This is a genomic window from Candidatus Manganitrophus morganii (genome assembly GCA_021651055.1).
GTDB lineage: Bacteria > Nitrospirota > Nitrospiria > SBBL01 > Manganitrophaceae > Manganitrophus > Manganitrophus morganii.
In genome coordinates, this window is the sequence record JAJHOH010000001.1 from 180240 (window position 1) to 205849 (window position 25610).

Annotated in this window: 29 protein-coding genes; 5 read left to right on the forward strand and 24 right to left on the reverse strand. The window is 53.0% G+C overall.

Translation table 11 applies throughout. The features are described 5' to 3' along the window. Window positions 1-17: 17 nt before the first annotated feature. Window positions 18-2447 carry an ATP-dependent Clp protease ATP-binding subunit gene (locus tag MCM46_00770; protein ID MCG3110327.1) on the reverse strand — a complete coding sequence of 810 codons (2430 nt, stop codon included), beginning with the start codon at window positions 2445-2447 and terminating at the stop codon, window positions 18-20. Window positions 2448-2688: 241 nt separating this feature from the next. Here MCM46_00770 and bioF point away from each other — a divergent pair, with 241 nt between their 5' ends. From bioF to bioD, 3 genes are read left to right on the forward strand one after another with little or no spacing between them, the layout of a single operon-like run. After that, on the forward strand, window positions 2689-3798 hold the full coding sequence (gene bioF, locus MCM46_00775; GenBank protein MCG3110328.1) for an 8-amino-7-oxononanoate synthase: 1110 nt from the start codon (window positions 2689-2691) through the stop codon (window positions 3796-3798). Between the two features lie 7 nt (window positions 3799-3805). After that, window positions 3806-4555, forward strand: coding sequence for an SDR family NAD(P)-dependent oxidoreductase (locus MCM46_00780; GenBank protein MCG3110329.1), 750 nt, complete (start codon window positions 3806-3808; stop codon window positions 4553-4555). 8 nt (window positions 4556-4563) lie between these two features. Continuing rightward, entirely contained in the window at window positions 4564-5298 is a 735-nt protein-coding gene (gene bioD / locus MCM46_00785) for a dethiobiotin synthase (protein ID MCG3110330.1), read from the forward strand. A gap of 6 nt (window positions 5299-5304) precedes the next feature. On the opposite strand, the gene MCM46_00790 is transcribed toward bioD, so the two are convergent. The 19 genes from MCM46_00790 to MCM46_00880 all read right to left on the reverse strand — a co-directional run bounded on the left by MCM46_00790 (window position 5305) and on the right by MCM46_00880 (window position 19996). Then, entirely contained in the window at window positions 5305-6768 is a 1464-nt protein-coding gene (locus tag MCM46_00790; GenBank protein MCG3110331.1) for a response regulator, read from the reverse strand. A gap of 38 nt (window positions 6769-6806) precedes the next feature. Beyond that, window positions 6807-6950, reverse strand: coding sequence for a hypothetical protein (locus MCM46_00795; protein ID MCG3110332.1), 144 nt, complete (start codon window positions 6948-6950; stop codon window positions 6807-6809). 77 nt (window positions 6951-7027) lie between these two features. Next, on the reverse strand, window positions 7028-7636 hold the full coding sequence (gene thiE, locus MCM46_00800) for a thiamine phosphate synthase (protein ID MCG3110333.1): 609 nt from the start codon (window positions 7634-7636) through the stop codon (window positions 7028-7030). A gap of 104 nt (window positions 7637-7740) precedes the next feature. Continuing rightward, window positions 7741-9099 (reverse strand): acetyl-CoA carboxylase biotin carboxylase subunit, encoded by a 1359-nt coding sequence (gene accC, locus MCM46_00805; GenBank protein ID MCG3110334.1) that lies wholly within the window; start codon window positions 9097-9099, stop codon window positions 7741-7743. An 83-nt stretch (window positions 9100-9182) separates the two neighbouring features. Beyond that, a complete protein-coding gene (gene accB / locus MCM46_00810) occupies window positions 9183-9632 on the reverse strand; it encodes an acetyl-CoA carboxylase biotin carboxyl carrier protein (GenBank protein ID MCG3110335.1) in 450 nt (149 codons plus the stop codon). Between the two features lie 81 nt (window positions 9633-9713). Further along, a complete protein-coding gene (efp, locus tag MCM46_00815; protein MCG3110336.1) occupies window positions 9714-10274 on the reverse strand; it encodes an elongation factor P in 561 nt (186 codons plus the stop codon). Continuing rightward, window positions 10271-10750 (reverse strand): type II 3-dehydroquinate dehydratase, encoded by a 480-nt coding sequence (aroQ, locus tag MCM46_00820; protein ID MCG3110337.1) that lies wholly within the window; start codon window positions 10748-10750, stop codon window positions 10271-10273. The genes efp and aroQ overlap by 4 nt, the downstream gene beginning before the upstream one ends. Then, a complete protein-coding gene (locus MCM46_00825; GenBank protein ID MCG3110338.1) occupies window positions 10750-11109 on the reverse strand; it encodes a hypothetical protein in 360 nt (119 codons plus the stop codon). Before MCM46_00825 ends, aroQ begins: the two co-directional genes overlap by 1 nt. After that, window positions 11099-12295, reverse strand: coding sequence for a tetratricopeptide repeat protein (locus tag MCM46_00830; protein ID MCG3110339.1), 1197 nt, complete (start codon window positions 12293-12295; stop codon window positions 11099-11101). The genes MCM46_00825 and MCM46_00830 overlap by 11 nt, the downstream gene beginning before the upstream one ends. 51 nt (window positions 12296-12346) lie before the next feature. Further along, complete coding sequence (gene coaBC / locus MCM46_00835) at window positions 12347-13543, reverse strand: bifunctional phosphopantothenoylcysteine decarboxylase/phosphopantothenate--cysteine ligase CoaBC (protein MCG3110340.1); 1197 nt, start codon at window positions 13541-13543, stop codon at window positions 12347-12349. A 75-nt stretch (window positions 13544-13618) separates the two neighbouring features. After that, window positions 13619-14005, reverse strand: coding sequence for a DNA-directed RNA polymerase subunit omega (gene rpoZ, locus MCM46_00840; GenBank protein MCG3110341.1), 387 nt, complete (start codon window positions 14003-14005; stop codon window positions 13619-13621). Window positions 14006-14058: 53 nt separating this feature from the next. Continuing rightward, window positions 14059-14688: a guanylate kinase gene (gmk, locus tag MCM46_00845; GenBank protein MCG3110342.1), complete on the reverse strand. Its 630-nt coding sequence runs from the start codon at window positions 14686-14688 to the stop codon at window positions 14059-14061. Between the two features lie 18 nt (window positions 14689-14706). Further along, window positions 14707-15015 carry a DUF370 domain-containing protein gene (locus tag MCM46_00850; protein MCG3110343.1) on the reverse strand — a complete coding sequence of 103 codons (309 nt, stop codon included), beginning with the start codon at window positions 15013-15015 and terminating at the stop codon, window positions 14707-14709. Between the two features lie 50 nt (window positions 15016-15065). Next, entirely contained in the window at window positions 15066-15944 is an 879-nt protein-coding gene (locus MCM46_00855) for a YicC family protein (protein ID MCG3110344.1), read from the reverse strand. Continuing rightward, on the reverse strand, window positions 15941-16702 hold the full coding sequence (gene nth / locus MCM46_00860) for an endonuclease III (protein ID MCG3110345.1): 762 nt from the start codon (window positions 16700-16702) through the stop codon (window positions 15941-15943). Before nth ends, MCM46_00855 begins: the two co-directional genes overlap by 4 nt. A gap of 15 nt (window positions 16703-16717) precedes the next feature. Beyond that, on the reverse strand, window positions 16718-17008 hold the full coding sequence (locus tag MCM46_00865) for a Fe(2+)-trafficking protein (GenBank protein ID MCG3110346.1): 291 nt from the start codon (window positions 17006-17008) through the stop codon (window positions 16718-16720). A gap of 14 nt (window positions 17009-17022) precedes the next feature. Further along, window positions 17023-17835, reverse strand: a complete 813-nt coding sequence (locus tag MCM46_00870) for a hypothetical protein (protein ID MCG3110347.1) — start codon at window positions 17833-17835, stop codon at window positions 17023-17025. Next, on the reverse strand, window positions 17832-18470 hold the full coding sequence (locus tag MCM46_00875) for a CoA pyrophosphatase (protein ID MCG3110348.1): 639 nt from the start codon (window positions 18468-18470) through the stop codon (window positions 17832-17834). The genes MCM46_00870 and MCM46_00875 overlap by 4 nt, the downstream gene beginning before the upstream one ends. Continuing rightward, the gene (locus MCM46_00880; GenBank protein MCG3110349.1) at window positions 18467-19996 is read right to left on the reverse strand and encodes a SagB/ThcOx family dehydrogenase; all 1530 of its coding nucleotides are present in this window, start codon (window positions 19994-19996) and stop codon (window positions 18467-18469) included. The genes MCM46_00875 and MCM46_00880 overlap by 4 nt, the downstream gene beginning before the upstream one ends. 231 nt (window positions 19997-20227) lie before the next feature. Here MCM46_00880 and serB point away from each other — a divergent pair, with 231 nt between their 5' ends. Next, window positions 20228-21454, forward strand: coding sequence for a phosphoserine phosphatase SerB (serB, locus tag MCM46_00885; protein ID MCG3110350.1), 1227 nt, complete (start codon window positions 20228-20230; stop codon window positions 21452-21454). A 124-nt stretch (window positions 21455-21578) separates the two neighbouring features. Next, window positions 21579-21926: a DUF2203 domain-containing protein gene (locus MCM46_00890; protein ID MCG3110351.1), complete on the forward strand. Its 348-nt coding sequence runs from the start codon at window positions 21579-21581 to the stop codon at window positions 21924-21926. A 38-nt stretch (window positions 21927-21964) separates the two neighbouring features. On the opposite strand, the gene MCM46_00895 is transcribed toward MCM46_00890, so the two are convergent. From MCM46_00895 to MCM46_00910, 4 genes are all read right to left on the reverse strand, one after another. Beyond that, window positions 21965-22909: a histone deacetylase gene (locus tag MCM46_00895; protein MCG3110352.1), complete on the reverse strand. Its 945-nt coding sequence runs from the start codon at window positions 22907-22909 to the stop codon at window positions 21965-21967. 23 nt (window positions 22910-22932) lie between these two features. After that, entirely contained in the window at window positions 22933-23127 is a 195-nt protein-coding gene (locus MCM46_00900; protein ID MCG3110353.1) for a hypothetical protein, read from the reverse strand. 65 nt (window positions 23128-23192) lie between these two features. Further along, entirely contained in the window at window positions 23193-23816 is a 624-nt protein-coding gene (locus MCM46_00905; protein MCG3110354.1) for an MBL fold metallo-hydrolase, read from the reverse strand. 239 nt (window positions 23817-24055) lie between these two features. Beyond that, window positions 24056-25600 (reverse strand): FAD-dependent thymidylate synthase, encoded by a 1545-nt coding sequence (locus MCM46_00910; GenBank protein MCG3110355.1) that lies wholly within the window; start codon window positions 25598-25600, stop codon window positions 24056-24058. Window positions 25601-25610 lie beyond the last annotated feature (10 nt).

Genomic DNA, 25610 nt, shown 5'->3' on the forward strand with positions numbered 1-25610 from the left:
TCTTTTGATTCGAGGTTTTATACTCCTGCCATTGCCTCTTCTTCAACGAAAGCGGGGGCATTATCCTTGAGGACAACTTTTATTCTCTTGGTATCCTTGAAGCGACCTTTAATAATTTCCTCGGAAAGAGAATCCTCGATATTTTTCTGAATGCAGCGCCGCATTGGTCGAGCGCCATAAGACGGCTCATATCCTTCTTGAATCAGCCAATGCTTCACTTCCTCTGTTAATTCGATATGGATTCCCTTCTCAGTGAGTTTCTGGTTCAATTCATTGACGAGAATATCGACAATCTTCTCAAGGTGCTTCTTCTCAAGCGGATGGAAAATGACAATGTCATCGATCCGATTCAAAAATTCCGGATTGAATGACCGCTTCAACTCGGCATGGATCGCATCTTTCATCTTTCCCAAGAGACTGGTATCCGATGTCTTCTGGAAGCCTAATGTTCCCGCTTTATCAACCATCCTTGTTCCCAAGTTGGAGGTCATAATGAGGACGGTATTTTTAAAGTCGACTTTTCGACCCAGACTATCGGTCAAGCAACCATCATCAAGCACCTGGAGCAAGATGTTGAACATATCGGGATGGGCTTTCTCAATCTCGTCGAATAGAACGACGGAATACGGTCTCCTTCGGACCTTTTCGGTCAACTGGCCGCCTTCCTCATAACCGACATAGCCCGGAGGTGCGCCGACAAGCCGTGAACTCGAAAATTTCTCCATGTACTCAGACATGTCGATCCGAATCAAAGCGTCATCGCTGTCAAAGAGAAATTCGGCAACGGCCCGGGCAAGCTCGGTCTTCCCGACCCCAGTGGGCCCCAAGAAAATAAAGGAGCCAATCGGCCGGCGATTTCCTTTAAGACCTGCGCGAGAGCGTCGAATGGCCCGTGCAATAACCGATATCGCTTCTTCTTGTCCAACGATTCTTTTGTGGAGCTCCTCTTCCATATGAAGGAGTTTTTTCGTTTCTTCTTCTTCCATGCGGAAGAGCGGAATCCCTGTCATTTTTGAAACGACATAAGCCACTTCTTCCCGATTAATACTCGGACGATTTTTTTCTTGGTTTTTCTTCCACTCTCTTTTGGTCTCTTCAACCAACTTTTTAAGACGTTCTTCTTCCTCTCGGAATTTAACCGCCTCTTCAAAGTTCTGAAGTCGAATAGCCAAATCCTTTTCTCGGGCAACTTTTTTCGCTTCCTGTTCGAGTGCCCGCAACTCTTCCGGTCTGGAGTAAGCCATTAACTTTGCTCTCGAGCCAGCCTCATCAATCACATCAATTGCCTTATCGGGCAGAAAACGATCCGAAATGTAGCGATCGGAAAGCCGAACCGCCTCTTCGACCGCATCGTCTGTAATCGACACACCGTGATGCTCCTCATACCGATCTTTCAATCCTTTGATGATCTGGATGGTCTCATCCGGTGATGGAGGTTGAACAAAAATCGGCTGAAATCTTCGCTTTAGAGCGGAATCTTTCTCAATATGTTTCCGGTACTCATCCAGCGTAGTCGCGCCGATACATTGGATTTCTCCTCTGGAGAGCGCCGGCTTTAGCATATTGGAAGCATCAATCGACCCTTCGGCCGCACCTGCACCAACTAAGGTATGAAGCTCATCGATAAAAATAATGATATTGCCGGCAGTGACAATTTCCTTCATGACTACCTTGAGTCGTTCTTCAAATTGCCCCCGATATTTGGTGCCGGCGACAAGAGAACCAAGATCGAGCGCAATTACCCGTCTGTTAAAAAGGCTGTCCGGAACATCCATCGAGATAATCTTTTGAGCAAGACCTTCGACAATGGCGGTCTTCCCGACACCGGACTCGCCGATCAGAACGGGATTGTTCTTCGTGCGACGGCTGAGGATCTGAAGGACCCGCTCAATCTCATCGTGACGGCCGATCACAGGATCAAGCGATCCTTCCGCAGCAAGCTGAGTTAAATCGCGACCGAATTCATCAAGGGCAGGTGTATTGCTCTTTTTATCTTTCTCTCGCGGGGTCGTTTTACGGAGGAGATTAATCGTTAACTGCCGTGCGGTCAGTAGATTTCCGCCAAGGCTTCGGACGATCTTCCCTCCGATCCCTTCCTCTTCCCTCAACAATCCGAGCAGAAGATGTTCACTGCCGATGTAGTTATGGCCAAGAAGTTTTGCTTCTTCAACCGCATACTCGATCACTTTTTTAACTCGAGGGGTAAAAGGAATCTCTCCAAAGGTCATCGTATTACTACCACTTGGGAGGTTTCGCTCCACCTCTAAACGGATTTGCTCAACCGAAAGACCCATTTTCTTAATGACTGCAAGCGCTATCCCATCTCCTTCCCGCAAAAGGGCTAAGACAAGATGCTCTGTTCCCAGGTAATCATTTTGATGTCGTTCGGCTTCTTCGCGGGCAAGAATAATAATTTTTCTGCCTCTATCCGTAAATTTCTCGAACATCCCTCCTCCTTTTCACCTGAGCTTTTTTCGAGCTTTTTTCAAGGACTTATTAAAGGTTATGAAGACTCAAACCTTACGTTTTAATTCTAACCCGCTAGTCATGGGTTGTCAAGGTATTTCTAGGAAAACAGATTGACAATGGCAGACAAATCGATTAACAATGGCGACAAAAAGAGTCTCCTAAATGGTTCACTTCCAAAAAGAAATCTCATTTCTTTCAAAACATCATCTCCTTCGAACTTTGGTCCCAATCGACTCGGGACAGGCAACCACTCTAGAACAAGAGGGAAAGACCTTTCTTCATTTCTCATCGAATAATTATCTCGGTCTTGCAGGTCACCCCACCCTGAAATCGACAGCAATCAGAGCGATTCAAGATTGGGGAGTTGGTGGGGGCGCTTCCCGTTTAGTTTCAGGTAATTCCCGACTCTATTTCGAACTCGAAACAAGAATAGCCAAATTTAAAAACACCGAATCAGCTTTGGTTTTTCCGTCCGGATATGCCGCGAATATCGGCTCTATCGGAGCGTTGGTGCAGAAACATGATCTCATTTTCGCCGATCGCCTCTGCCACGCCAGTCTCATCGACGGGGCCCGGCTCTCCAAGGCAACGCTTCGAGTTTATCGTCACAAAGATACCGAACAACTCGCAAAACTTCTCCGACAGAAAAAAAAGAAAGAGCAAACGCTAATCATCACCGATGGGGTTTTCAGCATGGATGGAGACATTGCTCCCCTGGCTGAAATCTTGCGTCTTGCGGAAGAGTTTGATGCGCTCATTTATCTGGACGACGCCCACGCAATCGGAGTGCTCGGACCCAACGGGCGCGGAACATGCGACTACTTTGGCCTCTCGAGTCCAAGAATCATTCAAATGGGGACACTGAGCAAGGCATTGGGAAGCCTCGGCGGTTTCATCGCGACCGATCGAGTCTTCATTGAATATCTGATTAATAAAGCCAGGCCCTTTATTTATACGACCGCCCTCCCACCGGCACTCCTGGCAACCGCTCTCGCCGGATTCGATTTGATCGAAAACGATCCAGAAATTCGAAATCGCCTCTGGCGACTTACCAGCCATGTCCGCACGCAAATCAATCAGATGGGCTTCAATACCTGTGGAAGCGAAACTCCCATCATTCCGATCCTCATTGGCCCAACGGAAACGGCTCTGACCTTCTCTCAAAAATTGGTGGAAGAGGGTATCTACATACCGGCCATTCGCCCACCCACCGTCCCGGATGGAACGAGCCGGCTTCGAATCAGCCTGATGGCGACACACACGGATGAGCAGATTCAATTTTTGTTAAACTCTCTCGAAAATATAGGCAAGAAACTCCGGCTCATCTAAATAAAGAATGTCAAAACCAAAGAACAAATTCGAGAAAAGGATCGTCGTCATCACAGGCGCGTCGGGCGGACTAGGTCAAGCGCTCTGTAAATCCTTTTTGCAAGGGAATGATGTAATTGGGATCCATGTATATTCAGATGTCGAAAAAGGAGAAGCGCTCGTTCGCTCGTTTACCTCGGAGGGTCGAGAAGCGCTGCTCAACAGATCTGATTTGGGCGATTCCGGATCAACGCGGAAAATGTTTGATGATTTTCTGACAAAATGGGGACGCATCCACATCCTGATCAACTGCGCGGGGGTCATTGATGACCATCTTTTTTCGAAACTAAGCGAGCCCGCATGGGATCATGTCATTCGAACAAATCTGACCGGCATTTTTTACTCCATGCGCGAAGCGGGACGAATTATGCAGGACCAGGGCGGAGGACATATCATCAATATCGCTTCTTTAAGCGCATTCACGGGGAGAATCGGCCAAGCGGCGTATACAGCCTCAAAACGGGGCCTGATTGCACTCACGACCTCCGCCGCGCGGGAGTGGGGAGCCAGCGCGATACAGGTTAATGCCGTATTACCGGGCTTCCTCGATACGGCGATGACCGCCTCATTGACACCCGAGCAAAAAAGAATCCTCATTGAAGAAAACGCATTAAACCGGCCTTCAACATTGGCAGAAGTTTCAGATTTCATCTTCCAGCTGTCAAAGATGAAATCTGTTTCCGGACAAATATTCAATCTAGACAGCAGGATTTATTAGTAGCCTCGATGGGTAAAGGCCTTTTCATTACAGGAACAGATACCGGCGTCGGGAAAACCGTGGTCGCCGCGGCCATCGCACGCGCCCTCTCCTCCATGGGAATCGACGTCGGAATCATGAAGCCGATTGAAACCGGATGTCGCAAAAGAAACGGCCGGCTGACGTTATCCGATGCGCCCTACCTTAGAACCGCGGCACGGGCAAACGATCCATTCAAAATGATCACCCCCTATGTTTATCATGCCCCTCTCGCTCCAAGGGCAGCAGCCCATCTGGAAAAAAAAGAGATCGATTTAGAAACAATCCTTATCGCATATGACCGGCTTCGCCGACAGCACCCGTTCCTGATCGTTGAGGGAGTGGGCGGTTTGATGGTTCCTCTCACCGCCCACGCTGATGTTTCCGATCTCATTCGTCTCTTCGATCTACCGGCTCTTTTGGTGGCCCGAAGCGGACTGGGAACGCTCAATCATACCCTTCTCACCCTTCATCATGGAGCAAGACTTGGAATTCGATTTCTAGGGGTTTTATTCAATCGAACGGTCCCGTCCATCTCTCTGGCCGACAAAACAAACCCGGCGATATTGGCTGAGCGAACGGACGTCCCGCTGTTAGGCACCCTTTCCTACTTCAAGAAAAGCGGGAATCGGGAGAAAGATATTCATCGGTCTGAAAAATTATTGATGGGAAATGAATTGATGAAAAGTGCGATCCTTCGCTGGATCGACACGGATAGAATGTGACGAAGATCAGTGAGCGTGGGAAGAGTTCTGTGGGTCTTCTTGAATGATCTTAATGAGCGTCTCGACAATCGTCGGATCAAACTGGGTTCCCGTACACCGACGAAGTTCCGCAAATGCAACCTCCATCGGAAGAGCCTTTCGATAGGGGCGGTCCGAGGTCATCGCATCAAAAGTATCCAAGATTGCAATGATTCGGGCGCCGATCGGAATCTGCTCGCCCGAGAGCCCCTCCGGATATCCTTTTCCGTCATACCGCTCCTGATGATAATAAATCATCGGAACAACAGGGCTTAAAAAATCCACCCCCTTTATGATCTCGGCGCCCAGCATCGGATGGGCCTTCATGATCTCATATTCTTTATCCGTCAGTTTTCCCGACTTATTGAGAATGAGTTCATGGATGCCGATCTTTCCAATATCATGAAGCGCTGCGCCGTAACCGAGATGTTTTTTTTCTTCGGCAGAAAGGCCCAATCGCTCCGCAATCGCCAGTGCATATTCGACCATCCTGTCGCAGTGGCCGCGGGTATAAAGATCTTTTGCCTCAATGGCTTGGGCCAATGCCTTCATCGATTCAAAATGGGATCTTTCCAGCTGGTCGAATAACTTGGCGTTTTCGATCGCGATGGCGGCCTGTCCGGAAAGAATAGAAATGAGTTCGATATCACTCTGGTTGTAAGAGATATTATCGGCTCTTTTAAATAAACTCAAAACCGCCGGCACCTTTCCTTGATAGGAAAGGGGGATCGAGACCAAAGAGGAGAAACCGCATCTCTCAAGAAGTTCGGAACACTCCCCATCCAGCTTGCCCCCTTCCACATGGATAATCGCTTCCATCCCTTCAATCGTCTTCTGTCCGATCTTCTTAAAAAGATCAATCCCGTCGCTGCCGAGATCCAACGGAGGAAAAGAGGCCTTTATCTCAAGCGCCCCGCTCACATCGTCCTTAAGAGATAAAATCGCTTGATCTGATTTTGTCTCCTTGGAGGCGACATTCACAATCTGTTCAAAAAGCGCGGTCGGATTGACTTCCAGAAGAAGATTCTGGCTGATCTCAAACAAAGGCATGAGCAACTTCAAGCGAAGATTTTCTTTCGTAAGACGATTCTTCTCCAACGTCTCCTGAATTGCCTGAAGGAGTTCTTGCTGGGTGAACGGCTTCACAATGAACGCCTGTGCGCCGAGATGGAGGGAGTGGATCGCTTGATCAAGTCGGCCGTGGCCGGTGATGATAATCGCAGGAAGGTCTTGTTGAAATTCTCGGACCGATTGGAGAAGTTGAAGACCGTCCATTTCCGGCATTGAAATGTCGGTCATCAGGAGGTCAAAGTTCTCTTCTTCCACGGCCCGCAATGCCATGTGCGGGCTGTCCACACAGGTTGGAAGATACTCGTGGCGCGTTAAGATCTCGCTGCACAAAAGGCGGATATTCGCCTCGTCATCCACCACCAAGATCTTTTCATGCGCCATACCGGATCTCTATCTACCGCACGGGAAGGATGCGAAACCTAGGAGAGACGGACACCCGCATAATAACAGCAGTTGTGGTCGTCCAAATTATTGATGAAAGATCTCTCTTTTCCGTCTTTGAAGAGAACGCGAACCATGCAGAGGCCTCCCAGAACTTCAGAGTTCCGCTCCTCGACCACCATGCCCTCTCCCCACTCCGGAAACTGACCATGGATTACCCAATCACCTACTTTTAGATAAAGTCTCCGTACCATCAAACCTAAAAACCTTTTGTAAAAGTAGGGTATCCCCTCTCCTCTGTTTTGTCAAGATCAAGCTTTCCGAATCGCTTAAAGATTCCAAGCCATTCCGCCACGTTCGCGCGCACGTCGCCGGCCAAGGCGGAGATTACCGCCACACCGTCAGTCCCTGCCGTGATCAAATCGGAAAGATGGGATCGTTGAATTCCCCCGATCGCGTAGATCGGAATGCGCACCTTCTGCTTGACCTTGGCAATCGCCTCCAGTCCAACAGTGGCCCTGGCGTCTTCCTTGGTTTGCGTCTGAAAAATCGGACCGAAACCGATGTAATCAGCCCCCTCCGATTCGGCGTGTATCGCCTCTTCCAGTGTGTGCGTTGAAATGCCGACAATCGCTTCATTCCCCAACATCTTTCTGGCAATCCATAGGGGAAGATCGTCCTGACCGAGGTGGACCCCATCGGCCTTCACCGCCAATGCGAGATCGATCTGATCATTGATGATCAAGACCGCCCCATGCTCCGCCGTCATTTTTCGAAGTTGCTTGGCGGTCTCATACATCTCCCTTCTCCCGCCGGTCTTATCCCGATACTGAATGAGACGGCCCCCGCCCTCGATCGCTTGCCGCACCGCATCCAGGAGCAATTTGTGCGGATCACGTTGTGTCGCGGGAGGATGTTTATTGTCTCTGACTGTAGAAAAAAAGGGGTCTGTAATGAAGTAGAGCGGAAACATCACTGCAAAGGGAGAGAAAGGGATGATAAAAAACGTTCCAGAAAATTTGTTGAGAAACGGCCCTTGATAAAAGCCGGATCATCAAAAACGCGTTTATGAAGCGGAAGGGTCGTCTTAATCCCTTCGACGACAAACTCGGAGAGCGCTCCCCGCATCTTTGCGATCGCCTCATCGCGGGTCCCGGCATGAACGATCAATTTGGCGATCAACGAATCATAATACGGGGTGACAACGCCATTCAAGTAGATCGCTGAATCGACCCGAACGCCCGGACCGCCGGGAAGATGAAAGGAGGTAATCGTTCCGGGTGAGGGGGTGAACTTTTCAGGATCTTCCGCATTAATCCGGCATTCGAAGCTATGCCCGCGGAGCTTGACCTGACTCTGCTTGAATTCGAGCGATCTGCCCGCGGCAATCTTGATCTGTTCTTTGACCAAATCAATTCCGCTGACCATCTCCGTAATCGGATGTTCGACCTGAATCCGCGTGTTCATCTCGATAAAATAGAAATTATGATCTTTATCGAGGAGAAACTCGACGGTTCCGGCATTTACATAATGTGAAGCACTGACCGCATCCAAGGCCGCCCGCCCCAGCTCGCGCCTCAACCGATCGTCGACAACGGGAGAAGGACTCTCTTCGATCAACTTTTGATGTCTTCGTTGGATAGAGCAATCTCTCTCGCCGAGGTAAATCACTTTCCCCTTTTCGTCCGCTAGAACTTGAACCTCGATGTGGCGCGGGTCGATGAAATATTTTTCGATGTACACCCCATCATCGCCGAAAGCGGTCTTCGCCTCCATCTGAGCCGTCTGCAACGATTTCGCGAGATCCTCCTGTTTGTGAACGACCCGCATTCCCCGCCCGCCTCCCCCCGCAACGGCTTTGACGATGACCGGGTAGCCGATTTTTTTGGCGATCTCGATCGCCTCTTTCTCATTGGTCACCCTTCCTTCGCTGCCGGGGATGACGGGGACTCCCTTCCTTATCATCGTCTCCCGCGCTTTCGCTTTATCCCCCATTAAGCTGATACACTCTGGAAAAGGGCCGATGAATTTAATCCCGGCCGATTCGCAGACTTCCGCAAAATGGCTGTTTTCGGCCAGAAATCCATATCCGGGATGGATCGCTTCGGCGCCGGTGATCTCGGCCGCGCTGAGGATATTTGGAATATTCCGGTAAGAAAGGGTGGCGTCGGCCGGACCGACACAGACACTCTCGTCTGCAAGCCGCACATGCAGCGAAGCGGCGTCGGCTTCCGAATGAATCGCCACCGTTTGAATCCCGAGCTCACGGCACGCTCGGATAATCCGGAGAGCGATTTCTCCCCGATTCGCAATGAGAATTTTCTTAAACACAGTGCTCAACCCATGGGTTCTAAAAAAACGACGGAAGTATCGGCTGGAAACTTGTCTCGCTTGCCGGCAGTAAAAGAAGAAAGTTAATGGGGCTCGATACGAAAGAGAGGTTTTCCATATTCGACGGCCGTCCCATCCTCCACACAAATCTCGGCGACCTTGCCGTCTACGTCCGACTCGATTTCATTCATCAATTTCATCGCTTCGACAATGCAGAGGATCTGCCCTTTTTTTACGACGTCGCCCACCTCGACGTAAGGGTCGGCATCGGGTGAAGCCGATTTATAAAAGGTCCCGACGATCGGTGAACGGACGATCGCATAACGCCCCTCTTCCGCCGCCTTCATCTCGATGGCGGTCCCCGTCTCTCTCTCGATTTGGGGCGCAGCGGCCGGCGCCGCGCCTCTTTCTTTCGCCCCGAAGAGAACCTCTTTGCGGAGGCGAATCCGTTTCCCGCCCTCTTCCAGCTCGATCTCAGTCAGCGCCATCTCGGACATCAGGTCGGCCAATTTTCTAATTTCGTTCAAGTCCATGATCGCTCTCTTCAGTGTCACAAATTCAGTAAGTGAAAAGGCCCTGCCTCAGCAGTCGAATCGAGTCGGAACGAACGATTGCTACTTCACACGCTCAACGTACGTTCCTGTTCGCGTATCTACTTTGATGACCGTTCCTTCCTCAATATAGAGGGGCACCTTGACGGTTCCACCCGACTCGAGCTTTGCAATCTTTGTCCCGCCTGTCGCCGTATCGCCGCGGATTCCCGGATCTGTTTCGACGATTTTCAGCTCGACAAAGAGAGGCAGGTCTACTCCGAGCGGCTTCCCCTGAAAGAAAAGAATCCTCACCACCATGTTCTCTTTGAGAAAGTCCTTCGCGGCGCCGAGTTGCTCCGAGGTAATGAACAATTGTTCGTACGTATTGTTATCCATGAAATGATACTCTGAACCTTCCGCATACAAGAATTGCATCTCCCGATCAAGAAGATCGGGCTGCTCAAATTTTTCGCCCGAGCGAAAGGTTCGCTCCAGCAGGTTTCCGGTTTTGAGGTTCTTCAGCTTTGTCCGGACGAAAGCGCCTCCCTTTCCCGGCTTTACATGTTGATATTCCACAATGGTGTACGGGTCTCCATCCAATTGAATCTTGGCTCCACCCTTAAAATCGCTCGTTGAAATCACTTCCCTTCCCCTTTCTTTCTCCCCTTTCGAATTTGAACCGGCCCTCGAAGATACTCGATCGCGCCCAGGAAACCCAAAAGATAACTTTGCGGACCGAAACCCGATACTTGACCGACGACCACGTCGGAAATAAGGGAGGTCCTCCGAAAAGCCTCTCTGGAATGAATATTGGACAAATGGACTTCAATCGTTGGAATTCCGACCGAAAGGATGGCATCCCGAATGGCGATACTGGTATGCGTGTAGGCGGCCGGATTGATTACGAGGGCGTCGAACTTGCCCAAGGCTTGCTGGATTCGATCGACGAGCGCCCCCTCGGAATTGGACTGGAAGATCTCAACGGCGACCCCCTCCTTACCGGCAAGATCGCTGATCTGCCGGTCGATCTCGGACAATCGGAGCGTCCCGTAATGTTCCGGTTCGCGGATCCCGAGCAAGTTCAGGTTCGGACCGTGCAGAACAAGAATACGAGCCACTACGACAACTCCTCCACCAACGTGGCGGCTTCCATTCTGAGGAGAAATCTTCCCTTCCCAAAGTTCTTTTCTGAAGCGACGACCAGAAGCAGGAAATATTCCGGGTTGATTTTTTTCACGAGGATAATCGCCCGCTCGGTCACGATCGTCATTTCCTCGCTCGCGCCGAGCTCGACAGACTGACTGGCCTTCTCGGCCGACTTCCAGAGAGCCCCGCATTCCGCAACAATGGAGATTAGGTCCAGAGAGGAATCGACCCGATGCTCCTCCACAATAATGCCGTCCGCGGCGGCGATGGCAATTCCCCTGAGATCATCTACCTTGTCGGAGATTTTTTTCAGATTCTCTTTAAGATTCATTCTTTTTCCGGATGGAATCGAGCCAAGATTGGAGACGTTGGGCCTTCTTCTTTTTCGGGTCGTCGGCTCCGGAACTTTCCTGGGAAGCTCCGCCCCCTCCCTGTTTAAGTAAAAGAGACTGAAGGGCCTTTTCGAGACCTTGCCTGCTTTCTTCATCAGAAGGATCTCGCGCCATCAACTTTTCATATACATCCGCCGCCTGCTGATAATGCCCCTGGCTCATATAAAGAGAGGCAAGCGTTGTCGAGAGAAGCGACTCTTCCTTCTTATCCACTTTCTCGGGGGTCGATGCCCCCTCCACACTGGGAAAAAGCGGTTCTTTCTCGCTAGAAGGGATTTCAAATCCGGCCACCACCGTTTTATCCCCCTCCCAGGAATCTTCTTGAGCGAAGCCGTTCTCCTCCGCAATAACGGGACTCTCAATCGGCGCTTCCGCAACCCTTTCATCATGCGCCACGACCGGGTTTTCAAAAACCTCCGGGACGTTGACTTCTGGATCGGCCGGGATCGGTTCCGCTTGAACTCCGGACGCGATTTCTACGACTGGAGCGGACGGTTCAACGGGCATCAGAGATTCTTCGATTGGCACTTCAGGGGAAGGCGCTTGACTCAAAACCGCTTCAACAGGGGGGAGCGATTCAACCGGGGAGAGGAAATTGGCATCCTCCATTCCAGTTTCACTCACCGTTTCTGTTCCACTTACAGGGTTGGGCTCAGACAGAGCGGACGCGTTCGAAAGGACGGCTGCTTCTCCCGGCGGCGCGCTGGACGCGACTGAATTTTCGAGCACTCCCGCCAGCCCTTTCGCTTCTTTATCGGAAGGGTCAATGATTAATACTTTTTTACAGGCTTCCAGGGCCCGCTGCAGTTGTCCTTGTCCTTGATAAATCATCGCCAGCTTCTTGTGCGCAAGGATATTATCCGAATTAATCGCGATCACCTGTTCGAACTCCGCTTGCGCCTCCGAGATCTGGCTCTTCTGTAAGTAGATCTTCCCAAGCATGACCCGTGCAGCGACATAACTGGGGTGGTTTTTAATTCCTTCCACCAATACGATAATGGCCTCATCGACCATCTCGCACTTCAGGTATTCTTCCGCCAATGGGACAAAAAGACGCGATGTCGGATTCTGCGTGATCTTGTCCATCAGCTTCACGATTTCGGGAGAAACGATTTTATCCGACATTTTCAGCTCAAAGGAATAATTTTGAAGATCATAACAAATCAGGGTAAAAAGTCAAGAAACGACCGTTTTGAGCCGGACAACCTCTTCCAGGATATACCGGGCAAGCGCCTCTTTGGACATTTTCGGAAGTGGTGTTATTCTTCCTTTTGAATCAATGAGTTGTGCGATATTTGTTTCCACATCAAACCCGGCCCCTTCCTGGGTGACATCGTTCGCCACGATCAGATCCAACCCTTTCCTGAAAAGCTTTTTCCGAGCGTTTTCAACCAAGGCCTCGGTCTCCGCGGCAAAGCCGACGATGATCCTCTTTTCTTTTCGAAGCCGTAATCCCGCTAAGATATCTTCGGTCTCTCTTAAGCGAACCGATAGAGCCTCGCCGCTCTTTTTCATTTTTTGCGGGGAAGCCGCCTCAGGCCGGTAGTCGCTGACGGCGGCCGCCATTAGGACGACCGTGGCTTCGCTGTAGCGCGCTTCAACCGCTTTCTTCATCTCCTCCGCAGTCCGAACGACGATCCGCTCCACCCCTGAAGGAGAAGTCATCTGTGTCGGACCGCTGACTAAAATGACGCGCGCGCCCGACTCTTTGGCGGCGCGAGCCAAGGCATAACCCATCTTTCCGGAAGATCGATTCGAGATAAAACGGACCGGATCGATCGGCTCTTGCGTCGGTCCCGCCGTCACGAGAACGACCTCTCCCGTTAATGGGCGCTCCGAGGCGAGGAGGGAGATAACCCTTTCAAGGATGATCTTTTCATCCGCCAGTCTCCCTTTTCCCTCCTTGCCGGAAGCAAGGGGACCGACCTCCGGCTCGATGATCTGGACGCCCCGTTTCTGAAGAAGCGACACATTTTCTTTGACGGCCGGGTGATCCCACATCCCGACATCCATGGCAGGGGCGATGAGGATGGGAGCGGAAGCCGCCAAGAGCAAATTTCCTAAAAGGTCATCAGCGAGACCAACCGCCATTTTGGCGATAAAGTGAGCAGTGACCGGCGCGATTAAGATCAGATCGGCCTTTTCGGCCAAGGTCAGATGAAGGACCTCTTCATGGGGGTCAAAAAGATCGGTGAAGACCGGCCTTCCCGAAAAAACCTGGAGGGTCAGGGGGGGGACAAACCGGTGGGCGGTCGGGGTAAGAACGACCTGAACGTCGGCCCTCATTGACTTTAAGTCGCGGAGAATCTGGAGCGATTTGTAGGCGGCGATGCTTCCCGTGATTCCGAGGAGAATTTTTTTTCCTGAAAGCATCGCAGTCATCCCATTGTATCGCGAAAAAGCAAAGCGGACCGTCTTTCTCAAAGAGCAAGACATTCCGAGGAGTGATTATTCCTCTTTCTCCTCCTTGACAACCGGCTCCGGAGGCGCCACTTCTTGCCGCTTCGCCTCCTCCAGGTAAACGCTCAAATCCTTTCGAATTTCGCTTGCCAACTCCTCTTCCCGTTCGGTCAGCAACTGACGGGTTTTCATCTCCTCACGCAGGCGTTTTGCATCGCGCTGCGCCTGTTTCGCTTCTTTTCCATAGAGGACTTCCAATTCATCCCCGAGCACCTCTTCAAGCGCAATCGTGCTCGCCTTGGCATGCCGGCTTTGTTGCGTCTGCTTCGCCCCCTCCATCAGCTGCCGCGCCCGCTGCGACGCAATGATCACCAACCGATACCGGGAATCGATCTTCGAATAATCTGTCTCAACGGGAAGAGAAATAATTTCCATCAGTCATTCCTTTCAAATAAAGAAGGGATTATTCCTCCCTTCTAAGGTGTAGGTCAGATTTCCTTGCTCATCTGCTTGATAAAGGTCTCCTCGATCCAGGAAAGATTCATCTGCTTCATTTTAATCCGTTCGGCGATCATGACCGCTTCGAGTTCCTTCAATGCTTTGTGAAATTCCGAATTCACGATCAGATAATAATATTGCCGGTAATTCCAGATCTCTTCACGCGCCTTTTGAAGGCGCCGTGAAATCTCTTCCGAAGAATCCGATTTTCGATCGACCAAACGCTGCCGCAGCACTTCGAAGGAGGGGGGAAGGATGTAAACATACACGCCGTCGTTATATTTTTTCTTGATCGTCATCGCCCCTTGAGAGTCGATGTCCAAGACCACATCGATCCCGCGGTTCACCCAATCCATCAAAAGCTCGCGCGAAGTGCCGTAAAGATTCCCATGCACCTCCGCCCACTCGATGAAATCGTTTTTATCGATCATGTTTCGGAAGGTCGCCTCATCGACGAAAAAGTAATCCTTCCCATGCGTCTCTCCCGGCCGGGGAGAGCGCGTCGTATAAGAGATCGAATACTGGAGGTTTGGAACCAGCTTGGCGACCTCCCTGCACAGAGAGGTCTTCCCCGCACCGGAAGGGGCCGAGACAACGAATATAATTCCTTTTCTATCCATTTCTATCCAATTGCCTCATCATGAAGAGCGACGTTTTCTCCCCTTCTTCTCATCGAGGGGAGCGGAACCGGCGGGGAGCCCGTCTTCATCCGAAGCGAATCGCTGCGCAATCGTCTCCGGCTGAATGGCGGAGAGGATCACATGGCCGCTGTCGGTGATGATCACGGTGCGCGTTTTCCTCCCCTGGGACGCATCGACAAGCTTTCCTCCCGCCCTCGCCTCTTCTTTGAAGCGTCTCATCGGAGAAGAGTTCGCCGCGACAACGGCAACGATCCGTGATGCAGGGACCACATTTCCGAATCCAATATTCACCAGCTTAAACGGCACGATTTCTCTCTGGTGGCCGCATCACTACCAAGGCCACGGTTGGAACGACGCTACTCGATATTTTGAACCTGCTCCCGGATCTTCTCAAGCCCGCTTTTCATGGCAACCACCTGCAGAGAGATGGTGACGTCGTTCGCCTTGGAGCCGATCGTATTCACTTCCCGATTCATCTCTTGCACTACAAATTCCAGGGCGCGCCCGACCGCCTCATCCTTCTGGAGCATTTTTCGGAACTGCTCCAGGTGGGTTTTCAAACGGGCCGTCTCCTCGCTGATGTCGCTCCGGTCGACCAGAATGGCAACTTCTTGAGCCAGACGCGCGGGATCAACGGCGATTCCTTGGGTCAATTCGGAAACCCGCTTTTGAAGCCGCTCATGGTAAGCTTGGACCGCCTTTTTCTCCTGTTGTTTGATGAGGCCCAGCATACGGTCCAATTCATCGAGATGACCCGCCAAATCTTCACCGAGCGCCCTCCCCTCTTCACCACGCATCTTCTCCAGCGCACGCATCGATCGCTCCACCATCCGATCGACAAATCGTCCCAGCGGGGCCGTGTCTTCCTCCGGCTCGGAGGTCGTAATGATCTCTCTGAAATGGCTCATCAGGGCCACGTCGATCTCTCCGCTCAGATGGAGCGATGTCTTCAGTTTTTTTAGAATGCGATGGTACGCCTCGGCCGACTCCAGATCGAGCTTGAGCTCTTTTGGAGCATTACCCGAGCTGTTGAAGTTGATGGAGAGCTCAATGTGCCCCCTGGAAAAGCGCGCTTGCACCTTTTTTTTGAATGTCTCCTCAAGCGGTGCGAGCAGCTTTGGAAGGCGGATGACGACATCACAGTAGCGGTGATTCACTGATCGAAGCTCCACCGCGACAGGACGTCCTTTATAGTTCCCCTCCGACCTGCCGTAGCCGGTCATACTTCGGATCATTTGTATTTTTCACTCACTAAAGGTGGGGCTTGATTATAGCCGTTGCCCCCCGTATTGTCAATGTGAGAGCGGCCCTTTGCCCGGCTTTCCGCCCCTTTTTTTTCCGTCTCGGCCGGGCAAAGATCGAACAGCGGACACTCAAGACAGCGCGGCCGGCGGGCCACACAGAGATACCGCCCGTGTAGGAGGATCCGGTGCGATCCAACCGTCCATTCCTCCTCCGGCAACAGCCGGCTCAAATCGACCTCGATCTGATCGGGATCTTCCGATCGCGTCCACTTTAACCGATTGGAAACACGCCGAACATGGGTATCGACCACGATGGCCGGTTTGCCGAAGGCGCTCCCCAAAACGACATTCGCCGTTTTCCGACCGACCCCCGGTAAGGTCACCAACGCCTCCATATTCACAGGGACCTTTCCCCCGAAGCGGTCCACAATCGCCGCCGCACAGCCAAGGATGTTCTTGGCCTTGCTTTTGAAAAATCCGGTCGATCGAATGATCAACTCCAACTCCTCCCGGTCGGCCTTCGCAAGCGCGTCCGGCGTCGAATACCTCCGGAAAAGGACCGGCGTCACCCGGTTGACCCGCGCATCGGTGCATTGGGCCGAAAGGATCGTGGCGATTAAAAGCTGAAAGGGATCCTCATGACTCAGCTCCGTCTCGGCCTCCGGAAATTGTTTCTCAAGACGCCGAAGGATCTCGGCCATTCGGGCGCGATCTTCCTCCAGATTTTTTGGCAGGCGTTTTGCCGACAACGATGACCCTCTCTCTTATCCGCCGGAGGCTTTATCGGGGGTATCTTTAATCTGAATTCCGTCGCCGGGGGGCGGCGCCTGCATTTTGAAAAAGATCCGCATCTGCGTCGCCAGGAATTCCCGCGCCGTCGGCTCCCGCAAATTCAACCGGTATTCGTTGATGATCTTCACCGACATGTCATACCACTCTTTCCAGCAGACGTTGCAGACCTTCGCTTTGAGCTCCACGCCGACCTTTCCACCGTACGGCATCCCTTCGATCTCCGCCCGCGTTTGACCGCACCGAATACAGGTCACATCCGCCATCTCTTCCTCCTCGTTCACTTCAATGTTTTCAGCAGCTCTGATTTCTTCTCTTTATACTCTTCCTCGGTGATCAGATCCTCTTCCCTTAATTTTTTCAGAAGCCGGAGCTGCGCTTCAAGCGGAGTACCTTCCGAAGAAAGCGCCGGTTTTTCATCTTCTGAAGCAATCGGTTCCGGAGGCGGCGCCACCAGCGCGGCAAAGTCCACCGCAATCGCCTCGACCCTTCGACCTTCCCCCGAAAGCTTCCTCTGGTGAGATTGAGGAAGAATCGCGAAGCTCCCCGGCTCAAAGGAATAAAGCGGATTCTCACGCGGGATGTGAGGACGGTGTTCGTTCGAGAGCGCCGTCCGATCATTCCCGAAGATCAGGTGGATCTCTTTCTCCTTGACGTATGCAACCCCCGACGTAATCAACGTTGTCATACTGTTTTTCTGCGACGTCAGGAAAAACGCCGCCCGTTCTTCGGGTGTCGCGATCGCCAGGGCGCGCTTCAACCGTTCCGCCAGTAGGGTCGCCTCCTCCGGGGTAAAGGCAGCCCCCCGGATCTCCTTCTGTTGGGTGAGGAGGCGATTCAAGAACGAAACTTCATGTCGGACGACAATCGAGTTCAAAACCGCCTGGATCGTTTCAAGCTCGATCTCCGCCGGATGATCATATTGCTCGGCCGGATCGACTCGATCGAGGCGGACCAGATGCCCCTCCCCTTCATCCAGATAACGGGGAGGCTCTTTCGGACCGAAACAACCGGCCAGCATCAAACAGACCGAAACGGCCAACAATCCGCTTATTCGACTGTGACGCTTCAAAACATCCCTTTTCTTATTCACCCCTTCCCCCGAGCATTTCTATTGCCTGAGCCCTCCTGAACGCGTGCGACCAAACGATAGATCATTTCGGCCGTGGCCCCCCAGATGTCGTTTCCATTGTACAGATAGGATCGGACCGTTCTTTCCGTCCCCCTGAATCGCATCGTTCGCGATCGGCAATTTTCCGGATTCATTAAAAAGGAAAAGGGAACCTCGATCAGTTCCGTGATCTCTCGAAAATCCAATCGAAATGGGTAGGGATAAGAAATCATGGAGACAAATGGAGCGACCGAGAAACCGGTCACCGTCTCGTGGTCGTCGAGCCGCCCGATGAGCGTCACTGCGTTCCGTTCGAGGCCGATCTCTTCCCGGCACTCCCGGAGCGCCGTTTCAAAAAGATCAGCATCAGACGACTCCCAACAGCCCCCCGGAAAGGCGATCTCCCCTTGATGCCGCTGAACCCCTTCACTTCGTTTTGTTAAGAGAAGATAAGGGGCCCCTTCCTTGTCGAAGAAAGGGACCAGGACTGCGGCGGGGCGCAACTCCGGTTTGGAGAGGATATCGCCGGGCCGGGCCTTTACAGACGATTTTAAAACCTCCCAAAACCGTTCCACCCGCACTTCGGCATCCCTCCCCAAAGGAGGACCTCCGGTCATGAGGATCGCGGCCTTCCCAGGGTGGTGATGTAGACGACGATTTCGTCGAGGGAGAGGCCGAGCAGCGCATTAACTTCATCATCATAAAAGCCGCCGATCCCGCTGACCCCCAAACCAAGCCGAATCGCCGCCAGATTCAGCCGCTCTCCGATTTGCCCCGCATCGAGGTGGAGATAACGGTAGGCCCGGTCGCCATATTTCTCGACCGCTCTTTTTAGATGGGCGATATGGATCACCAGCGCCGCCGCGTCGCGCGCCAACTCTTGTCCCAAACAGAAGTGCCAGGTCTGCTCGCGGAAATCTCCGGCCGACAGGAGGCGCAGCTCGTTTTTTTGCGGCACAAAGTAGTAGATCCCCTCCTGCAATCCGACCACCTTCTGTACAACCAGATAGGTTTGGAGAATCGAGGGATCGAAAAAAGGCGACGGAACCGCCGCAACGGGAAAGTAGGCATATCCTAAAATCCCGGCAAGCTCCTCCTTCAAAAAGCCTTCTCCCGAAAATCCGCGGGTCGACCTTCTCAAAAGAATCGATTGACCGACACTCTCTCCCCAATCGATCGGCGACTCGGGAAGGAGGGTCGCCTCTTTGTAGGAATATTTCGATTCCAGAACATTCAGATCGGGAGGCCGGCGGACGGCCGACAGGTCGACCTTCTCCCCCGGCAAGATCGATGAGACTCGGTGGAGCTGGAGTTGGAGCATCTTTAAGTCATTCTCTCCCTTGGGGATCGGCATCGACGCCACCGCCGAGGTCGGACGGATCTCCTCGGGATTAATCTTCTCCCCTTGCGGCAAGGCGACCACGGCCAAGACCCCTTCTTCCGCTTCATCCAAGAAGAGGAGACGGTTCAAAGAGGTGTCCAAGAAACCGCCGATGGGGACCGGGCTAAAACCCTCCTCCGGCGCATAAACGACGAGGTTCCCGAGAATGTGGCCGGTATCGAGCAGGATGCGGCGATAAGCCCGCTCCTGGTAACGCCAGGCGCTCCGTTGATAAACCGCCGTCATGATAACGAGGAGGTTTGACTTCGCGATCGCCTCGTGGTGCATACAGTATCGCTCAAACTCCTCCCAAAAGTCTCCCTCCCAAACCAGGACCAACGAATGATCTTTCACCTGAAAATTGTAGATCCCGTTCTCCAGGACCGAGAGGCCGCGGATCGCGACATAGAGCTCGGTCGGATAAAGCCCCCCCGCGGTCGGCGCGGCCCGAAGGGTTAATGTCTGGCCGGTCGGGTATTGCAGAATACCGGTGACGCCATTGGTGAAGTAAAGCAACCGCGAGATCTCTGCGATCCCGAACGGATATCCCCCCTGGGTTTTCGCGGGCGGGAGCGGTTCTCCGGTAAAGGGATTATTCTGAAAAGGAAGGTACGGGATCAGGTCGACCTTTTTATCGCTGTGATATTCTTTGTAGGGAGACGGTTGCGCCCCCCAATCGAGCGGCCGCTGAAACTTCCCCATCCGCGCTTCATGGTATTTGGTCTCTTCATGGTAAATTTCCGCAAGCGCTTTTTTGTCCATCCAGGGTTCCCGCGTGAATTAAAATCCTTTAAAATCTTCTTAATCTAATATAGAAACCGACCGGTGTCAATTTATAAGAATGAAACCGGCACGGATCAGTTTCAGTCGGATTCCCCCTCCTTCTTACCCCTATAATATGGATGCACTTGTCCTTGGCGATAGACAAAAACTGCTTGCCTTCGATTATTCTTTCTTGTATAACACTGAGGTTCTACCGTCATCAGGAAAACCATGCCGAAGAGAAAAACCCTTCTTGTCTCCGTCACCGGCCCCGATCAGCCGGGGATTACCGCCGCGCTGACCGAGATTATGGCTGAATCCGATGTCCGGCTTCTCGACATCGAGCAGGTCGTGACCCAGTCGATTTTATCCCTCTCCATCTTGATCGAGCTGGACGGCGCGGAAGAGGGAGAGCGACACCTTTTGCGCGACCTTCTCTTCCGGGCGCACGAGTTCGGTCTGTCAATGGAGTTCAAAGTCGTCCGGCCGACGGAGATTCTAAAGAAGGCCCCCGTCCAGAATTACGTCGTCACCTGCCTCGGCCCCGCGGTGACCCTTCGCGTCATCGCCAAGCTCGCGACGCTTCTCTCCGAGGAGCGTGTCAACATCCAGAAGATTAACACAATCGCTCGCAAGCAGTTGGAATGTATTGAACTGACCCTGTCCACAACCAAGCCGATCGACCCCCGTCTTCTGACTCGAAAGCTGCTTCGCCTCAATGCCGAGTTCGGGGTCGATATCGCCGTTCAGGAAGAGAACCTCTTCCGCCGCGCCAAGCGACTCATCGTCATGGACATGGATTCGACGCTGGTCCAGATCGAAGGGATCGATGAGTTGGCCAAAGAAGCGGGGGTCGGCGAAAAGGTCATCTCGATCACTCATCGCGCAATGAACGGGGAGATCTCCTTTCCGGAGGCGCTTCGAGAACGGGTCCGCCTGTTAAAAGGACTCCCGGTGGGCGTCCTTGAAAAGGTCTGCAAGCGGATGCCTTTTACGCCGGGTGCAAAAGAGCTGGTTTCTATTCTCAAGAAGCTCGGATATCGAACCGCGGTCCTCTCCGGAGGATTCGACTATTTTAGCGCTCGAGTAAAAGAGTCGCTCGGACTCGATTATGCCTACTCCAACACGTTGGAGATTAAAGAGGGGGTTTTAACCGGCGAGATCGTCGGCGAAATTGTAGACGGCAAGAAAAAGGCGGCCCTGATGGAAGAGATCGCACGGAAGGAAGGGGTCACGCTCGATCAGGTGATCGCCATTGGCGACGGCGCGAACGATCTCCCGATGATCACCCGCGCCGGCCTCGGCATCGCCTTTAACGCCAAACCCCGCGTCAGGGAAGAAGCACATTACAGCATCACCCAGAAAAATCTCGACTCCATCCTCTATCTTCTTGGAATCACCGAGAAGGATCTCACCGCCATGAGACAGAGGAAGCAACGCCGAACGACCACGTTGTAATCGTCATTTTGATCGCGATATAATTCAGATATGAGCATCCGTGCAGGGCCTCCATCCGGACCGGAACTTCGGGAGGACCCTTCGCGCGGATCAACCATTCTAGGGAGAGGCATCCGGAGCAGCCATGGCAGAATACAAGACAAAGCGCATTTTTACATACGAAGAGGCCCTCGAAGCACTTCCTCAGGTCCAAAAAATCACCACAGAAGCGATTCAAGAGATCAGCGTTCTCGCGGCCCAGATTTTCGCCCTTCGCGATGAAGATCAAAAGAAGCGGTACGAAAAACAGCAGGCGGTAATCGTGAACAATTGGGTTCAGACCCTTGAGCAGATGGGGTGTGAAGTCAAAGGGCTCTGGCTGGTCGATTTCGACAATGGGGAAGGATATTACTGTTGGCAATATCCCGAATCAAACCTTGAATATTTCCACGGCTACACGGAAGGGTTTGCGGGGCGAAGCAAGCTGTTTTAATAGATCGTGTTGATGTAGGGCGGGACATGCCCTCGCCCCTACACAGATAATGCCTCAAGATGCCGTCCAACCGACCGGGCGAGCGCAGCGAGGTGATATCCCCCTTCCAAGCAGGAAACGATCCTTCCTCCGCAGTGGGTCTCTGCGAGCGACCGGACGATTTGCGTCATCTCCGAAAAGCCTTCATCGGTCACCTGGAGGCTTGCCAACGGATCGCTCTGATGGGCGTCAAACCCGGCGGAAATCAGGATGAAGTCGGGCTTGAACGCCGCCAGCGCCGGCGCCATGACCGTTTCAATCCGATGAAGAATATCGGAATCGCCCGCCCCGGATGAAAGCGGGCAGTTCAACGTAAATCCCTCCCCTTCCCCCTCTCCCCGCTCCCGTTCGGAGCCGGTCCCCGGATAAAAAGGATATTGGTGGGTGCTGAAGTAGAAGACGGTCGGGTCCGAATAAAAGAGATGCTGCGTGCCGTTCCCGTGATGGACGTCCCAATCGAGGATAAAGATCCGCTCCAGATGATGCTTCTTCTGAAGATACCGCGCGGCAATGGCGACGTTGTTGAAGAGACAGAATCCCATCGCCCGATCCGCTTCGGCATGATGGCCCGGCGGCCGGACCGCACAGAAAGCGTTTTGGATGCTTCCCGACATCACCCGGTCGGCGGCGGTCAAAACCCCGCTCACCGCCTTCTCCGCCGCCGCCAGCGACAGCGGGGAAAAAGGGGTATCGGGATCGAGGTAAACCGTTTCGTCCTCGGGGACCATTTTTTTTAACGTTTCGTAATAACGGGGATGGTGGACCGTATCAATCCAGGCGGCCAGGTCCGGACCGTCGGCCGGTTTGATTTCGACCAATTCCGAGATCAGACCGCTCTTCACGAGGTGTCCTTCGATCGCGGCAAGCCGCTCCGGCGACTCCGGATGGGCCGGACCGGTATCGTGTTGGCGGTAAATAGGATGGGAAACAAAGCCGGTCTTCATTTTCTTTCCTTGCCTTGGATTCGCTATTTCTTCTGGCGGACCCCCCACTCTGCATTGGACTTCGTATAGGCGACAATCGTCTGACCGCATGCGGTACAGGGGCTCTCTTCCGTCACTTCCGACGCTCCGTCGTTGGGACCGGGCGAGGGTGTATCGGGAACCTGAACATAGGCCTTCTTCTGACAATAAGGACAGATAACGCCGTACAGGGTGCTCAATCTCTTCCTCCCCTTCTAACCTACTTGAATATCCATCCCGAACCTCGGTAAAGCCGGGACACCCCTCAGACAAGAAAAGGATTGCTCCGACGCTCCCTGCCGATCGTTGTCCGAGGACCATGACCGGGAAGGACCGCCGTTTCGTCCGGAAATGAAAGAAGTCGTTTTTGAATCGAATTGATTAAGGTCGGGTGGGACCCTCCCCAAAGGTCGGTGCGACCGACACTCCCGGCAAAAAGGGTATCCCCCGTCAATAGACCGAATGCCGGAACATGAAAGCTGACACTCCCCGGTGTGTGGCCGGGCGTATGGATCACCTCGACCTTTTCCTTGCCGAATGAGAATGAATCGCCATGCTTCAAAAAACGATCGATCGGCGGCGTCGGCGGCGTCGGAAGGCCGAAGAGCGACGCTTGGATATGGAGATTCTCGCAAAGGGGCATATCTTCTTCATGGAGTCCTGCCGCCGCCCCCGTCTTCGTCCGGACAAGATCGGTGGCGCCGATATGATCAAGGTGGGCGTGTGTATGGAAAAGAAAAACCGCCTTGAGTTGATGCCGCGCGAGGCTCCCGAGGATCTGATCGGCCTCCTCTCCCGGATCGAATACCACGGCGGTCCGCGTCTCCTCGCAGGCGAGGATGACGCAGTTGCATTGAAACGGTCCGACCGGAAAAGACTCAACGATCATTCGTCATCCTGTATTCTATGCGGGGCCGGCGCCGGAAGAAGCTTCTTCATTTCAATCTTCACACCAGGTGCGCCTTGCCCCAGATCGATTTGTATGTGGGGCCGGCGCCGGAAGAAATCTGTTGGTTTTACATCTTCACACCAGGTGCGCCTTGCCCCACACCCTAATCAAGAAAAACCATGAGGCTAATACTAACAAGCCGCCTGGGTAGTGTCAATCGGAGAACTTCCCGAGAGTTTTTAGATGATCCGCTGATATTCGGAGAGGTCGAGGCGCCATACCTTCACGCCGCAGTAGCGCTCCCCTTCTGGACAGACCGGGCGGGTCCCGGCCATGTTCCGCAGGGTGCAGGGGGGAAGGAGGTAACTTCCGATCGACGGATTCACCTCTTTAATTTGTTGCGCCTCATCGAGAGAAGCGCGCCAGATCTCCTCCTGGGCATTATAGCAAAGGCGCATCGCATGTTTGTGGTGCAGATTCAGAAGATCGGACGATTCGGTGAATCGAATTGAGAGCGCATTCGGCAAAAGATAAAGAGCATACTCCAGTGGGGCGCCAAGCCGTTTCATCCGGGCGAAGCGGTCCCAGCAATGGGACATCACCTCTTGATAATATGCCTCGATCTTGGGGTCGATTTTGATCAGCGCCGGCGTAATGTAATCGGGACGATCGCTCGTGTGCGCAAAGAGGATCGGCCGGGAAGCCGGGGTCATCCGGTGCCGTTGATCCTGAGAGTCGGCGGTATGCGAAAGCTTCTTCCGGAAGGTGTAAGAAGGATGAAAGAGGGTCCGGCTGATCTTCGAGAGGGTCGTCAGGTTGAGCGATTCTCCGAGCAATCGGTTCTCCCCCGGATCGAGCGCCAGGCGGATTGCCGCGGCATCATCGAGCGCCGCCCGAGGCACCCCTAACACCTCCCGAACCGATTGGGCAAGAACCGCCTCTTGGTTCATCTTATAATCAACCAGTTTGGAGACCCGTCCTTCAAGTGAAACATCAAATTCATCGAGAAACCGTTCGGTCGCCTGCGCCGTCATTTCCTCCGCATGCTTTTGGTAGAACTGATACTCCGGCGTCGATTCGATCGGAAGGGGCTGCTCGAGTATCTTTTTATATTCAGGATCAAAGTCGAGGAGGGCCTGAACCATCTTCTCCACCACCAGCCGCTGCTCCAGCGGCGTGTCGTACTGCTGGCAGAGCCGGTAATAGCGGAGGAGGGTGACCCCGGAGATCGTATGATAAAGATAAGCGAAGGCGCCGATCGGAACGACGTAGCGGGCGATCTCCTGCGCCTTTTTTTTGACATCCCGATTGAAGTTTCTCCGCTGGCGCGGGAAAAGCCGGGCGTACTCAGCATCGACCAACGGCAGGAGCATCTCGTTCAGTTTCTTGTACGCCTCCATCTGCTCGTGGACGCCGGCGATGTAAAGGTCCAGCGCTTCCCCCGAGAGGGGCGGAATCGAGAAGCTCTCCGGCTTGACCGCGACGTAACGCTGGCTGACCTGTTCGGAATTATAGAAAGGATGGCTATGGAGAAACGACCAGATAAACTGCCGGGAGACATTGGTCAGGGTGAATTGAAAGTGGGCATGCTGGAGGGTGGTATGATGGCCCGCCTGATAAATGCTCTGGGCCAACAGCTCATAACCTTCAATGAGATCCTCGTCGCGGACGACCCCTTTTCCGGAATAGCAGGTCTTGGCTGTTGCCACGAAGTTTTTGAATGGCCGGACAAAGGCCTTCTCTAAAACAACGACCGGCTCCGGAGAGAGAAAACGATCATTCATTCTTACGTCC